This window comes from Deltaproteobacteria bacterium, from assembly GCA_030690165.1.
Classification (GTDB): Bacteria; Desulfobacterota; GWC2-55-46; order UBA9637; family UBA9637; genus JACRNJ01.
On record JAUYHF010000007.1, the window covers coordinates 180,008 to 194,462 of the forward strand.

The window sequence follows — 14,455 nt, forward strand, 5'->3', positions numbered from 1 at the left end:
AGAAAAACAAACAAGGAGTAATAAAAAATCTAAAACTTACTGGAAGAACTAATACAACCATGCTTACACTGATTCTATGAGCCAATTTGAACAAATATTACAACCACTTGAACCCAAAACCCTTGAGGAAAAGCTCTATCTTGTCAGGTTCAAAACTGATACAGAGAGCCATTTGAAGGTTGACTCTGAGAAATGCAGGGTTTGTAAAGATAAAGGTTGTATCTATATCTGTCCGGCAGATGTTTACAAAATGGATGAGAAGGAGAATATCGTAATCTCTTTTGAGGCGTGTCTTGAATGCGGCACTTGCAGGATTGCATGTGATTTTATAGAATGGAAAAATCCAAAGGGCGGGTATGGGGTGTGTTATAGATATGGATAAGACAGGTTATAGGCTATGGGCAAGAGGCGATAGGAAAATATGAAAGACATCATTATAGCCGGCGCAGTCAGAACCCCTATTGGGTCTTTTAACGGGGCATTGAGTAATATCCCTGCTACAGGGCTTGGCAGTATTGCTATAAACGGGGCAATAAGCGGGGCAGGCATTAAACCAGCAGATGTTGGCGAGGTCATTATGGGAAATGTCCTCAGCGCTGGCATTGGTCAGGCGCCTGCAAGGCAGGCGGCTATTGGCGCGGGTCTGCCTTATGGGGTTAATTGTCTGGCAGTAAATAAGGTCTGCGGCTCAGGATTAAAGGCTGTGATGCTGGCGGCACAGGCAATTGCCCTTGGTGATGCAGATATAATCGTTGCCGGTGGCATGGAGAACATGAGCCGTGCTCCACACCTCCTTGAAAAGGCAAGGTTCGGTTACAGGATGGGGAATGGCGAGATTATTGATAGTATGATTAAAGACGGCCTGTGGGATGTTTATAATAACCTTCACATGGGTTCTTGCGCTGAGATTGTTGCTGAAAAATACAAAATCAGCAGGGAAGATCAGGATAGATACGGATTGCAGAGCTATAAGAGGGCAATAGATGCTCAGAAAAATGGTTGCTTCAATGATGAGATTATTCCGATAACGCTCCCGGCTGGACGTGATAAATTTAAGAGTTTAACAATGGATGAAGAGCCCACAAGACACGACTTTGCGAGATTTGCAGAGCTTTCTCCTGTTTTTAAAGAGGGCGGCAGTATAACAGCAGGGAATTCTTCAAAGATAAGCGACAGCGCAGCAGCGGTTGTTGTGATGTCAGGGGATAAGGCAAAGGAGTTGGGCATACAACCGATAGCAAGGATTGTTGCATATTCTTCGCAGGGTGTTGAGCCGGAGATGTTCAGCATCGCACCTGTCGGCGCAATCAAAAAAGTTTTAGAAAAGACAGGACTGAGTTTGAAGGATATTGATCTGTTTGAGATAAATGAGGCATTTGCAGTATCCATGCTTGCAGTTATAAAAGAGCTTGATTTAGATGAGACTAAGTTAAACATTCATGGAGGGGCCATTGCATTAGGACATCCGATTGGCGCAAGCGGCGCAAGGATTTTAACGACTCTGCTTTATGCTATGAAAAGGAAAAATGCAAAGAGAGGCATTGCGGCCATCTGCATTGGCGGCGGCGAGGCAGTGGCAATGCTGGTGGAGAGGATATAAACATGGATATCAAAACCATCGGTATAATCGGCGCAGGCATAATGGGTTCCGGCATAGACAGGGTATAGCACTACACTCTGTGTTGTGGTGTTTAAATAGTTTATTGAAAAGGTTTGAATATAAAGCCCTTATAATGTAAAATTGCAAGAAAAGGAGACGTTCATGCCAACAACACAGAAACAAAAAGATATAGTGTATGTCAAACAGTATGTAACCGATGCAAAAGGGCATAAGATGGCTGCTATTCTTGATATAAAAGAATTGGCAAGAGTCCAAGAGCTGCTGGAAGACCTTGCAGATCTGAAGGCAATTGAAGAAAGGGTGTGCGAAAAGGAAGAAAGTTACGAGGCATACAGCCGAAAGAGAAAGTCTTCCCTCCATGTATAAACTCGTCATCAAAAACTCTGCAAAGAAAGAGCTCGACGATATTCCTGCTGCTCAATTCTTAAAGATTGATGCCGCAATTCTGTTATTAAAGACAAATCCGCATCCATTTCCACAGTCAAAAAAACTAAAAGGTTAAGACAAGTGCCGGCTTCGTGTGGGTGACTACAGGGTTGTTTACGCTGTTGATGAAAAAGAGAAGAACATAACAATCTATCGGATACGTCATAGAAAAGAGGTTTACCGCTAAATGTACGCCATGCACAAGGATTCTTATGAAAGGCTGTAATATGAGAGAAAGAGGGGCATTCCCAGCATTTTTATAGAATTATGGACATCAAAACCATCGGTATAATCGGCGCAGGCACAATGGGCTCCGGCATAAGCCAGGTTATGGCATTATCAGGCTTTGAAGTCATAATGATGGATATGAAGGATGAGTTTGTTCGGAGGGGGCTGGAGAATATAAAAAATGGCCTTGGTAAGATGCTTGAAAAGGCAAAAATAACCGCTGAAGAAAAAGAAAAAACTATTGCAAGGATTCGCACTACCATCAGACTTGAAGACATGGCAAAGGTAGATTTTGTAATAGAGGCAGCATCCGAGATGGCGGAATTGAAATTAGATATATTCAGAAGGCTTGATATAATCTGCCGCAAGGATACTATCCTTGCAACAAACACATCCTCCATACCAATTACACGTATAGCCTCTGCGACGAAAAGGGAAGACAAGGTTATCGGAATGCATTTCATGAACCCTGCGCCTGTAATGAAGCTCGTGGAGATAATCAGGGGAACGAACACATCTGGCGAGACATTTGCCGCAGTCAAAGGTCTTACTGAAAAGATTGGCAAGATTCCCGTAGAATCCAAAGACCGCCCTGGTTTTATAATGAATAGAATCCTTATGCCTATGATAAACGAGGCTGTCTTTGCATTTATGGATGGGGCTGCGTCTGCCGAAGATATTGATAAGGCAATGACACTCGGCGCAAATCAGCCAATAGGGCCTCTGGCGCTGGCTGATCTAATCGGCCTCGATACAGTGTTTTCAATTATGGAAAGCATATACAGTGAGACCAAAGACCCAAAACACCGGCCATGCCAGCTGCTTAAAAGATATGTGGATGCAGGGGAGCTGGGCCGGAAAACAGGGAAAGGGTTTTATAAATATTGAGCAGGAGATTTTATGAAGCTAAAATATCTTGTTTTATCTTTTTTATTGGCAGCGCTGCCGTATTCCACGGTATTCAGCGCTTCGCCTGAGCTTCAGATTACCCATTACAGTCCGCAGGGTGAAAATACAGGCCAGGCGCAGATACAGGTGGTATTCAATAAACCTTTGACGGCTTTATCAACTCTGGATGACCCAATAAGAAAAGAAGTCATATCGCATTTTCATTTAGAGCCTTCGGTTGAGGGTAATTTCAGGCTCATTGGCACATCTGCTGTTGTGTTTGAACCAAGACACCACCTCCCCATGGCGACAAATTTTATTGTCAAGATAGATACGGGGATTAAGGCAATAGACGGCAGTATTCTTGCAAAAGGCATTGAATGGTCATTCAATACACCGGGGCCGGCTATCAACCGGATAGACCCAAATAATGCAGATCATGCCCTGCCGTCTCAAGTTGTTACTGTTACATCCAATCAGCCGCTTAAATTGGAGTTGCTTAAAAAGGCGATAACCTTTATTAGAATGGATACAAATGCGCCTGTTCCGTTTATTCTTGAGCCTGCAAAGGAAAATCCAAAACCAGAGGAAACTATCGGCATGGACAGGCAGTATTACCGCTATATATTAAAACCTGCCAACGTTTTGCCGCTGAACACGCGTTTTCAGGCGACTGTGAGCGTCGGCATTCTCCCTGAAGAAGGGAATATGCCGACAAAAGAGGCTAGAGCCGCATCTTTTAAAACATACGGCCCGTTGCGGTTTGAAAGGGTCGGGGCGCCTCCATATGAAGACTTTGAAGGAAGGCTTGAGCCGAGCTTTGTAATTTATTTTACCAATAGGGTTCTTCTGGAAGAGATTAACAAACATATATCCATCAAGCCGGCAATAAAAGGCCGCATCTTTGAAACAGATTGGTATCAGGGTAACATGATAACAGGCGGCCTTGAGCCGGATACAGATTATGAGATAACCCTGTTGCCTGAATTAACAGATGTCTATGGCCAGAAGATTGAATATCCGCAGGTTGTAAAATTTCATTCCGGAAATATGAGGCCAAGTATTACAGTCCGGCAGGGATTTTATCTCATTTCATCCATGACAGACCCTGTGCTGCCCCTTGGGGCTCAGGCCATAACCAATCTTAACTACAAGATAGTCGGCCTAAAACCGGAAGATCTTTTAATGGACGTCGATTTCAGGGATAACTATAAAAGAGAAGGGCTTATGAGTAAACTGGCAGGGGACTACAGCTCAAAGCAGGGTGTGGAGCATAGAAATAAGCCGATGCGTCACGATTTTGATTTAAAGCCGTTTTTTAACGCAAAGGGCTTTGGCGCAGTGGTCTATGATTTTTATTCGCCAGAAGAGATAAGGCGATATTCCAGCGATAAAATCATCCACCACACCGGTTTCATCCTGAGAACTGACCTTGCAGCGCACCTCAAGATTTCTCCGACAGAAGGTATTGTCCTTGTCAACAGTCTCTCCGGCGGCGGAGCAGTCAGGGATGCAAATATTGGTATTTATAGAATAGAGGATGCTGTTTCTAAAAAATCGTGCGCTGGCGGCGTTACCGATAAAGACGGTATGCTGATTTTGTCCAAAGAGAATCTCCTTTCATGCACAAAGCGGCATATTTCCAACAAGGTCTTAAACGAGAATATGCCTGCCGGAGGAGATCCTGATGATGAGGCATATGGCCAGGAATACTACGGCTTTGCCCAGCCGCCAACACTTATCCTGATTGTGTCAAAGGGAGACGACTGGACATATCTCAGGGCTCAGGGCGAAGGCAATCCGTCTATCTGGAATTTTGGGGTGTCATCCGCATGGGAGGCTGAAAGGCCCATCCCTGCCGGAACAATATTTTCAGACAGGGATATTTATAGGCTTGGCGAAACTGTGGAACTGAAAGCCGTGTTCAGGTATCTCCTTTACGGCGAACTTAAAAAAGATGTTGGAGGCAAATATAATATAACGCTTACAGACCCGAATGGCGGGATTAAGGGGCTTCAGGATATTACCTTGAGCGAGTTCGGCACATTTCATTTCAGCCTTCCCATCCAGAAAAACTGGCCGCTGGGTCATTACCGCATTATTGCAACAAATAAAGATAAAGGGCTTTCATACTCAGGCACATTCAGGGTTGAGCAATTCAGGGCGCCTGATTTCAAGGCCGAGGTCAAGCCTGAAAAAGATATTGTATTTGCAGGCAGCGAGATAAAGGCCGGCATTCAGGCCGAATATTATTTTGGAGCGCCGATGTCAGGCGCGCTTGCGTCATGGCGTATTACGCGATACAGGGCATATTTTACGCCTAAGGGCCTAGAGGAGTTTCACTTTGGCACACCAGAATGGATAGAGAGGGAAAACGCGGCTGCGGAACCGACTGTGAATGTGGCGGCAGATAAAATAGAGCTTGATAAGAATGGCAGGGGCGTAATCTCTTTGTCTGTTGCAAAAGGGACAATACAGAGACCCATGCGTTATAACATTGATGCAGAGGTCAAAGATCCATCTGAGCAGACGGTCGGCGCATCCGGTTATATCACAGCCCTGCCTTACGAAATCCTTATTGGAATGGAGACAAAAGACTGGTTTGGAGCGGCAAACAAGCCCATGACAGTAACAATGATAGCGGCAGACAGCAAGGGGAATATAAAATCAGGTATAAAATTGAAGGCAAGGCTCTTTAAGCGGGACTGGCATGCGATTGAAAGGGCTGTGCGCACAGGTGAGATGGAAACAGAGTCAAGGGTGGTTGATAAAGAGGTTGGAAGGTGCGAGGCGGATAGCTCTGATAAACCTGTTTCATGCGACCTCATACCGCAAGAGGCCGGTTATTATATTATTGAGGCAGGGATTAAAGATAAACAAAACACTGGAACAGAGGCCAGGCTTTCATTTTATGCCACAGGTAAAGAAATGGTCGGATGGCAGGGGACAGAGTATGACAGGATAGAGATACTCCTTGATAAAGGAGATTATAAGCCGGGAGATACTGCTAGGGCATTTGTAAAATCTCCGTATCCCGAAGCAGAGATGTTGTTTACTGTGGAGAGGGAGAAATTTTTATTTAATAAAAGACAAAAGGTCTCAGGCGGCGCATTTATAGTTGAGTTTACTGTCACAAAAGAGATGATACCGAATGCATATGCAGCCGTTGTGCTCATAAGAAAAGGCAAGCCCGCATCAGGCATTGAAGCCCCAGGTGAAGCTAATAGCGACAAGCAATTTAAGGTTGGTTATGCGCCGTTTAAGGTGAAAAGCGATGAAAAAAGGCTGGCGGTTACTGTTGTCCCTGACAGAGAAAAATTGAGGCCTTCTGAAGAGGTTAAGGTGGATATAAATCTCAAGGACTTTTTTGGCAAGCCGGTTGTGGGAGAGGTTACAGTCCTTGCTGTTGATGAGGCCATATTGGCCCTAACCGGCTATTCCACGCCTGATATTGTTTCTGTAATATATCCCCATAGGGGCCTTTCCGTAAGAATAAACGACAACCGCAGATTTCTGCTCCACCAGCAGAAGTTTCTTGAAAAAGGCAATGATGGCGGCGGAGGCGGCTTCCTGACAAATGTAAGGGGTATTTTCAAGAGCCTTGCCTATTTTAATCCGTCGCTGGTGACTGATGCGGCCGGCCGCGCAAGCGTAAGTTTTAAGCTGCCTGATAATCTGACAAAATGGCGTATTATGGCAGTGGCTGTGACAAAGGAAGATATGTTTGGAAACGGCCAGGCCAATGTTACAACAAGCCTGCCTCTGGTTTTAAGGCCTGTTTCCCCGCGGTTTGCAAGGCTTGGAGACAGATTTAAGGCAGGCGTAACTGTGCAAGCAACAGGCGATGCAGAGGGTGATGTAAAAATAAAGATGGCGCAGCTGCAAAGAGATTCAAGCCTTGTTTTTGACGGCATTACAAAAGATGAGATTTCCATTCATCTTAAACCTGGTGAGACAAAGAAAGTCCTCTTTCCATTTAAGGCAAGATTCACAGGCGAAGGCAGTCTCCAGTTCTCCGCCTATTTTAAAGGGAAGCCTGACGATAAAGGCCGGACTATTGCCTATGATGATGCGCTGTCGGTAAAACTCAATGTTCAGGATATCCCTCCGACAGAAACTGTTGTGGCGGTCGGCGAGACAGATAAGGAAACTATTGAGAAGATAAATATTGCAGGCAACGTAAGGCCTGACACAGGCGGCTTGCAGATAAGGATAAGCTCTACAGCCCTGTCGCAGATAAACGAAGGGGTAAGGTATCTTGTAGAGTATCCATACGGCTGTATTGAACAGACTATAAGCAGCTTATTGCCGCTTATCCAGATACAGGAGCTTTCGAAGATATTTAAGTTTGACCTCAAAACAGCAAAGCCCATTTCAGAGGTCATTGACTCAAATATGCAGAAGGTCCTTGCGCTGCAGAATACTGACGGCGGATTTAAGTACTGGCCATCGGATATGAGGTCAGAGCCGTATGCGTCAACATATGCGGCAAAGCTGTTTAACAGGGCTGCTGCTCTTAATTACAAGATACCACAGGATGCAAAAAACAGATTGGTGGATTATCTCCAAAAAATTCTTCATAATCCCCAGTATCAATTCTGGTCATGGCAGTCTCTGGCAGAATACAGGCTTACCATGCTCTTTGCCATAAAGGACCTCGGAAGATGGGACGAGTCATATTATCAGGAATTATTTAACAGGAGAAAAGAACTGAGCTTCGGCGGCCAGATGGCATTGGATTATCTTCTTACAGAACTTGACAGAAATAATGCAATGCTGCGTATGCTTAAGGGCAAGGGCGCTCTGCAGCAGGATAACAGGGCGGCTGTATTATTTGAGGAGATAAAAAACGGCATGTTTATCACTGCCCAGACAGCGCATTTTGAAGACCGTTCAGAACTGCCTCCGTCATGGGGCTTTATGCATTCGCCTGTTATCACAACAGCAAGGGGGCTTGAGCTGTTTTTAAAGAGAGAGACTGAAAGCCAGTTCATATCAAAGATGGCTATGTATATCCTGAATGCCAGAAAGAATGGGAGATGGAGCAACACCTATGAAAACGCCCAGGCCATAGACAGCCTCATTATGGTATTAAAGACAAAGGAGGCAGTTCCGCCTGATTATACAGCCCAGGTTATATTGGCAGGGAAGAAGATTGCGGAGGCTGTTCAGAAAGGGTATGACGCAAACCCTTTCGAGGCTGCTGTAAAGGCAGGAGAATTGCCGCAGGGTGTTTCAGACATCAGGATACAGAAAAACGGCAGCGGTGCGCTTTATTATACCATGTCCTATTCATACAAAAAGGCAGGGTCGGAGCCGCCCATACAGGAAGGTTTTTACATTGAAAGAAAGATTACAAGATTCGGTAAAGGAGATGAGGATGGAATATTAAAGGCAAGGCTCGGCGATGTGGTGCAGGTGGATATAACTATTATTGTGCCGCAGGCAGCGCATCGTTTTGTGGTGGATTCCCCCATACCGGCAGGCCTTGAGCCTATTGACACAAGCCTTAAGACCACATCAAGGCAGTATGAAACAGACAACAGCAGACAGGGGCGGAAGTCGCAAAGATGGGGATGGGAATACAGCTACAATCCATTTAACCATGTTGAACGGCATGATGACAGCGTAAAACTTTTTGCCGATGAGATTACAGCCGGGGTATATCACTATAAATATCTTGCCAGGGTTACAACCCCCGGCACATTTGAATATCCCGGCTCTGTTGCAGCCCTCATGTACGAGCCGGAACAGTTTGGCAGGAGCAGGGAAGGGGTGTTTGAGGTAGTGGAGTAAAGTATGAAAAGAAAATTTATCATAGCAGTATTGCTGGCAGTCGCCCCGTTTTTTGCTGGCATCGGATTTATAGAACTGTTTAGATATACAGCCCGCGTCAATCCTATAAAATCCGGCGACATCGGACGCGCGCAGTATCTGAGCGTATATGACAGGAACGGCATTCTCTTGCAGGAGGTAAGGACCAGAGACGGCAAATTTGTGCCTGTAGATGTAAAAGAGGTCTCACGGCATTTTATAAATGCCGTGATTGCAGCAGAGGATAAAAGATTTTTTAAACACAGCGGCATTGACTGGTTTGCAGTAGGCAGGGCCGCATATCAAAACATACTCTCCGGCAAAACCCGATCAGGGGCATCAACAATTACCTTGCAATTTGCCAAGATGCAAAATCCCGGTCAGAGAACCTTTGCCAGAAAAATAGGGGAGATGAAGACCGCATACAGGCTTGAAGCAGGGATGACAAAAGAGGAGATACTTTCCGGTTACATAAGCAGGCTTCCTTTTGGCAATCAACTGTTTGGCGTTGAGGCTGCGTCTTTAAATTATTTCGGGAAAAGGGCTAATGCCCTAAGCCTTGCCCAGTCTGCATTTCTGGCAGCCATACCCAATGCCCCTTCAGAATTTAATCCCTATAAAAATTACGAGGGTATAAAAAAGCGGCAGAGGCTCATCCTTTTCCGTATGAAAGAAGAAGGCTATATCAGCGCAGAGGATGCAAAAATAGCGCAAAGGGAAAGGATATCAGTAAATGACATAAGGCCGTTAAACCATGCCCCTCATTTTGTGCAGGCGCTGCTCCCCCGCATAGCTGATGAGAGAAATAAGGTTGTAACGACTCTGGATCTGAATATCCAGAATATGGCTGTTCAGCAGGTAAGGGATATTGTCAATGAATTAAAGGACAGACAGGTTACCAATGCCGCTGCAATTGTAATTGATAACAGGAGTGGAGATATTCTGGCTTATGTGGGTTCAGCAGATTTCTGGGACGAGGCCGGTCTTGGCCAGAATGACGGCGTTACTGCCCTTCGTCAGCCTGGTTCTGCTTTGAAGCCTTTTATTTACAGCCTTGCCATTGAGCGCGGCATGACCACCGCAACCCTTTTGGAAGACATAGAGGCGCATTATTCAACCCCTATAGGCGACTTTTCTCCGAAAAATTACAGTCGCCGGTTTCACGGCCCTGTAAGATTAAGAGAGGCCCTTGCCAATTCCCTTAATATCCCGGCAGTAAAGGTGGTTGAAAATATTGGCGTGGATAATGTGCTCGCAGGGTTAAAGGAGTTTGGATTTTTATCTTTAAAAAAGGATGCGGGGTATTATGGGGCTGGTATCGTGCTCGGAAACGGCGATGTGAGCCTATATGAATTAGCAAGGGCGTATACTGCTCTATCCAGAGGCGGCGCAGCAATACCTTTGAAAGAGATTTTAGAGCCGGAAGGCGCGCTGGGATATGATAATTTTAAGTCCAGGCATGTTTCTCTTCCGCGATATATTTATCTTATTACTGACATTTTAAAAGATCCTTATGCCAGGGCAATGGAATTCGGTCTGGATTCTGTTATAAAGATGCCGTTTCCTTGCGCTGTCAAGACAGGCACATCCAGAAATTATCGCGATAATTGGAGCATCGGTTATACGACAGACTATACCGTAGGTGTGTGGGTCGGCAATTTTGACGGCGCGGCCATGCAGCAGATTTCAGGCGTTGAAGGCGCAGGCCCGCTTTTCAGAAGAATAATGATGAAGCTTTACGAAAATAAATGGCCGGAGGAGTTTCTAAAGCCTGATGACCTTGTTGAAGTTGAGATATGCCCTTTGTCAGGAAAGGCAAAAGGCTATGCCTGTCCTTCCGGCGTAAAGGAGATATTTCTGAAACAGGAAATGGCAATGATTGACCAGACTCCTTGTAATATGCACAGGATTCTTATGGCAGATGCCGGCACAGGCGAACCTGTTATAGAAGACGGCTTATATCAGAGTAATAATCAGGGGGTTAATAATCTGGAAGAGCGGGTGTTTGAGGATATGCCTCCGGTTTATGAGCCGTGGCAGAGAGAGGGAAAGAGGCAGTCGGCGCCTCATGAATTGTCTTTATTCAGGAAGGGTGATGAATTTTCCATAATAAGCCCGGCACACGATGCAGCCTACAAGCGGCTTACTGATCTTTCGCCGGAATACCAGACAATCCGTTTTGAGGCAGTCGGCGCGCCGCCCAATGTCCCTGTCCGCTGGATTGTCAACGGCAAAACCGCAGGCATAACTACCTTGCAGCATGTAATGGACTGGCCGGCAAATAGCGGAGAGTTTAGCCTTTTGGCCGTGCCTGAGGCGAGGAAAGAACTTTCGCGGGAAGTTAGATTTATGGTGAGATAATTATGGCTGAAAAAACCATCGCCAGAAGACTGGCAGAATATGCCCACAGTTTACAATTTACTGACCTCCCCGATGAAGTTGTCCATGAAGTGAAAAGGAGACTGATAGATTCCATCGGCTGCATCCTCGGCGCATTTAACAGCGAGCCTGCTAAAATTGCAAGGAAGATTGCCGGGACAGTAAAAGGGGACGCTGCTATTTTTGGCGCAAATATCAAAACAACCCCCGACCTTGCAGCGTTTGCAAATGGCGTTGCTGTCCGCTATCTGGATTATAACGATACATATCTTTCAAAAGAGCCTGCTCATCCAAGCGATAATATATCTGCCTGCCTCGCTGTTGCAGAGGCTGAAAATAAAACAGGGAAGGATTTGATTACAGCTATTGTCCTTGCCTATGAAGTTCAGTGCAGGCTGTGCGATGCGGCATCTTTAAGGCAAAGAGGATGGGATCATGTTACATACGGAGCGTTTTCTTCTACCCTTGCAGCAGCCAAACTTATGGGTTTAAGTATTGAGAAAACCGTGCATGCGTTGGGTCTCGCAGGTGTTGCAAATATTGCGCTCAGGCAGACAAGGGTAGGTGAGCTTTCCATGTGGAAGGGGTGCGCTTTTGCCAATACAGCGAGAAATGCGGTATTTGCGGCCAATTTAGCAAGGCATGGCATGACAGGGCCTGCGCCAATATTTGAAGGTGAAAAGGGGTTTACGAAACAGGTTTCAGGGCCTTTTGAACTTAAAGAGCTTGGCAACGGGAAAAGGAGGCCGTTCAAGATTCTGGACGCATATATAAAATTCTATCCTGCTGAGTATCACAGCCAGAGCGCCATAGAGGCAGCTATTGAATTACGGAAAGAAATTGCAGGGCAGGGCTTTAGCCCTGCGGATGACATACAATCTATTGAGATAAGAACCTTTGATGCTGCTTATGAAATCATAGGCTCTGGCCCGGAAAAATGGAATCCAAAAACACGGGAGACCGCAGACCACAGTCTTCCATATTGTGCGGCTGTTGCCTTGATTGATGGAGGTGTGGGTTTGAATCAGTTTTCGGAAAATCGCATAAAAGACTCAAAACTGCACAAACTGATTCAGAAGGTGAAGGTAATAAAAGACAAGGGACTGACCAATCAGTATCCTGAAGCAATGCCGAATCTTATCAAAATTACTATGAGAGACGGCAGACAATTTTCCAATAAAGTTAAATATCCCAAAGGTCATCCAAAAAAACCTATGACAGATGATGAGGTGGAAGAAAAGTTCAGGACATTGGCAAAAGGCAATATTTCAGGACAAAATATTGATCATTTGCTTGATGTTTTATGGAGAATAGAGGAAATAAAGAATATAAATAAACTCTTTTCAAAGAGGCTATGTTTGAGAAGCTAAGATTTTTTATTCCTGGTTTTATTTTCTGATTTCTGTTTTTTGTTTTTTTCTCTCATCCCTTTTTGATAAAATTGCACAGCCATATTATGTTCTTTTAAATTTCTGGAGAAATAATGAGAGCCGTCATTTTTTGAAACAAAGTATAGATAGATGTCAGGTGACGGATTGGTGGCTGCTTCAAGGCTTGTCCTTCCTGGGTTTGCAATGGGTCCGGGGGGCAGCCCGTAAATCTTATAGGTGTTATAAGCCGTTTTGGTTAAAAGGTCTTTTCTTGTAAGGTTTCCGTTAAAGCCCGTTATCCCATAAATAACAGTTGGGTCGCTCTCAAGCCTCATACCTTTTTTAATCCTGTTATGAAAAACAGCGGAGATGAGGGGTCTTTCTCTGCCGTCGCCTGTCTCTTTTTCTATAATGGATGCTAATGTAATAATTTGTTTTTTTGACATCTTTAAGCCGGAGGGCTTCTTATGAGCTATTTCAGCATATACCGTATCAAACCTCTGCGCCATCTTCCTTATAATCTCTTCAGATGTCATTCCTCTTGTAAATCTATATGTGTCCGGAAACAGGTAGCCTTCAACATCACTGCCGTCTATGCCCAGAGATGCTGCAAATACCCTGTCAAAGGCCTTTTCCAAAAATCCCGATTTCTCCGCAATATTTATATTATCCAGAAGCATTGCAATATCTTTTATATTATAACCCTCTGGTATGGTAACGGCATATTCCTTTACCTGCCCATTCACCATTCTATTCAGCACCTCTGATGGAAGGAGGGATGTTGTATATTCGTATTCTCCTGCCTTTATCTTTGTTATTGTTCCTTTGAATTTTGCAAGGTAGTAGAATTTGCCGGCATCTTTTATAATCCCTTCTTTTTCCAGTTCTCTGGCAACGACGCTGAAACTTGCCCCCTGTGGAATAACGATGGTTTTTACAGTTCCTTCCATAGAGGGGGGTGTGTAAAGAAATGTATATATGTGGATTAGAAAAAGGAAAACAGCTGTTGATACAATTAGGATTATTGATTCAATCTTCATTTGAAAGTATAGTTATACCCAGCACTTTAAGACTTTTAAAAAGTGCGGGGTATATAATCTCAATTTTTATTAAGTTGCAGAGGGGCAGCTTGCGCACGGAGACTGCTTATCATCTTTTTTGCCTATTCCGGTATCACAGGGTTTATTTACGGCATAATCGGTTTTATGCCAGCCAGAGCCTTTGAGAGCAAATGAGGATTGCGACATGATTTTTTCCACGTTTCCGTCTGAGCAGTATTCGCATTTTTTGATAGGTTTATCAGAAATCCTTTGCATTATTTCAAAGCGTCTGCCACAGGATTTGCATTGATACTCATATATTGGCATTTTAAAAACCTCCCGAATAAGTTTAAAATCACGGCTATATTATACTGATTATATAGTTTATTGTCAAAAACAATAAATAGGTTTGTTAGCAGCAAGTAAACTGTCCTCCTTTGCAGCACATGAATTGTCCTATTTATGGTTTCCTGAAATTCAAGGAGGAGACCATGAAACGGACAGAGATGTTACAGGAGGTCAGGAAGATGGGCATAGAAAATTTGCTGAATATGACTCGGAAGGTCAATTGAAGGGAAAGGAGACGGAAAAAACGGCTGTACAGAGTCAGAGCCGTCATATCTCATCCAAAACAGGAAAGGCGCTTCGGGCTACGCCCCCGTGCCTTTCCTGTTGAATCAAAAAGCGGA

At 44.6% G+C, this 14,455-nt stretch carries 12 protein-coding genes; 10 read left to right on the forward strand and 2 right to left on the reverse strand.

Annotation, left to right across the window (positions count from 1 at the left end; all coding sequences use genetic code 11):
- The first annotated feature begins 76 nt into the window (after positions 1 to 76).
- From Q8P28_02175 to Q8P28_02215, 9 genes are all read left to right on the forward strand, one after another.
- Positions 77 to 382, forward strand: coding sequence for a 4Fe-4S dicluster domain-containing protein (locus tag Q8P28_02175; GenBank protein ID MDP2681601.1), 306 nt, complete (start codon positions 77 to 79; stop codon positions 380 to 382).
- 39 nt (positions 383 to 421) lie between these two features.
- Positions 422 to 1,600, forward strand: a complete 1,179-nt coding sequence (locus Q8P28_02180) for an acetyl-CoA C-acetyltransferase (GenBank protein MDP2681602.1) — start codon at positions 422 to 424, stop codon at positions 1,598 to 1,600.
- A 162-nt stretch (positions 1,601 to 1,762) separates the two neighbouring features.
- Complete coding sequence (locus tag Q8P28_02185) at positions 1,763 to 1,987, forward strand: hypothetical protein (protein MDP2681603.1); 225 nt, start codon at positions 1,763 to 1,765, stop codon at positions 1,985 to 1,987.
- Complete coding sequence (locus tag Q8P28_02190) at positions 1,980 to 2,123, forward strand: hypothetical protein (GenBank protein ID MDP2681604.1); 144 nt, start codon at positions 1,980 to 1,982, stop codon at positions 2,121 to 2,123. Before Q8P28_02185 ends, Q8P28_02190 begins: the two co-directional genes overlap by 8 nt.
- An 18-nt stretch (positions 2,124 to 2,141) precedes the next feature.
- Positions 2,142 to 2,234, forward strand: coding sequence for a type II toxin-antitoxin system RelE/ParE family toxin (locus Q8P28_02195; GenBank protein ID MDP2681605.1), 93 nt, complete (start codon positions 2,142 to 2,144; stop codon positions 2,232 to 2,234).
- Between the two features lie 80 nt (positions 2,235 to 2,314).
- Positions 2,315 to 3,163 carry a 3-hydroxybutyryl-CoA dehydrogenase gene (locus tag Q8P28_02200; GenBank protein MDP2681606.1) on the forward strand — a complete coding sequence of 283 codons (849 nt, stop codon included), beginning with the start codon at positions 2,315 to 2,317 and terminating at the stop codon, positions 3,161 to 3,163.
- A 12-nt stretch (positions 3,164 to 3,175) separates the two neighbouring features.
- Entirely contained in the window at positions 3,176 to 8,959 is a 5,784-nt protein-coding gene (locus Q8P28_02205) for an MG2 domain-containing protein (protein MDP2681607.1), read from the forward strand.
- 3 nt (positions 8,960 to 8,962) lie between these two features.
- The gene (gene pbpC / locus Q8P28_02210; protein MDP2681608.1) at positions 8,963 to 11,338 is read left to right on the forward strand and encodes a penicillin-binding protein 1C; all 2,376 of its coding nucleotides are present in this window, start codon (positions 8,963 to 8,965) and stop codon (positions 11,336 to 11,338) included.
- 2 nt (positions 11,339 to 11,340) lie between these two features.
- Complete coding sequence (locus Q8P28_02215) at positions 11,341 to 12,726, forward strand: MmgE/PrpD family protein (GenBank protein ID MDP2681609.1); 1,386 nt, start codon at positions 11,341 to 11,343, stop codon at positions 12,724 to 12,726.
- Here Q8P28_02215 and mltG read toward each other — a convergent pair.
- On the reverse strand, positions 12,723 to 13,766 hold the full coding sequence (mltG, locus tag Q8P28_02220; protein ID MDP2681610.1) for an endolytic transglycosylase MltG: 1,044 nt from the start codon (positions 13,764 to 13,766) through the stop codon (positions 12,723 to 12,725). The genes Q8P28_02215 and mltG overlap by 4 nt on opposite strands.
- Positions 13,767 to 13,835: 69 nt before the next feature.
- Entirely contained in the window at positions 13,836 to 14,093 is a 258-nt protein-coding gene (locus Q8P28_02225) for a zinc ribbon domain-containing protein (GenBank protein ID MDP2681611.1), read from the reverse strand.
- Positions 14,094 to 14,212: 119 nt separating this feature from the next.
- On the opposite strand from Q8P28_02225, the gene Q8P28_02230 reads away from it, so the two are divergent.
- Positions 14,213 to 14,338 carry a hypothetical protein gene (locus Q8P28_02230; GenBank protein ID MDP2681612.1) on the forward strand — a complete coding sequence of 42 codons (126 nt, stop codon included), beginning with the start codon at positions 14,213 to 14,215 and terminating at the stop codon, positions 14,336 to 14,338.
- The last annotated feature ends 117 nt before the right edge of the window (positions 14,339 to 14,455 follow it).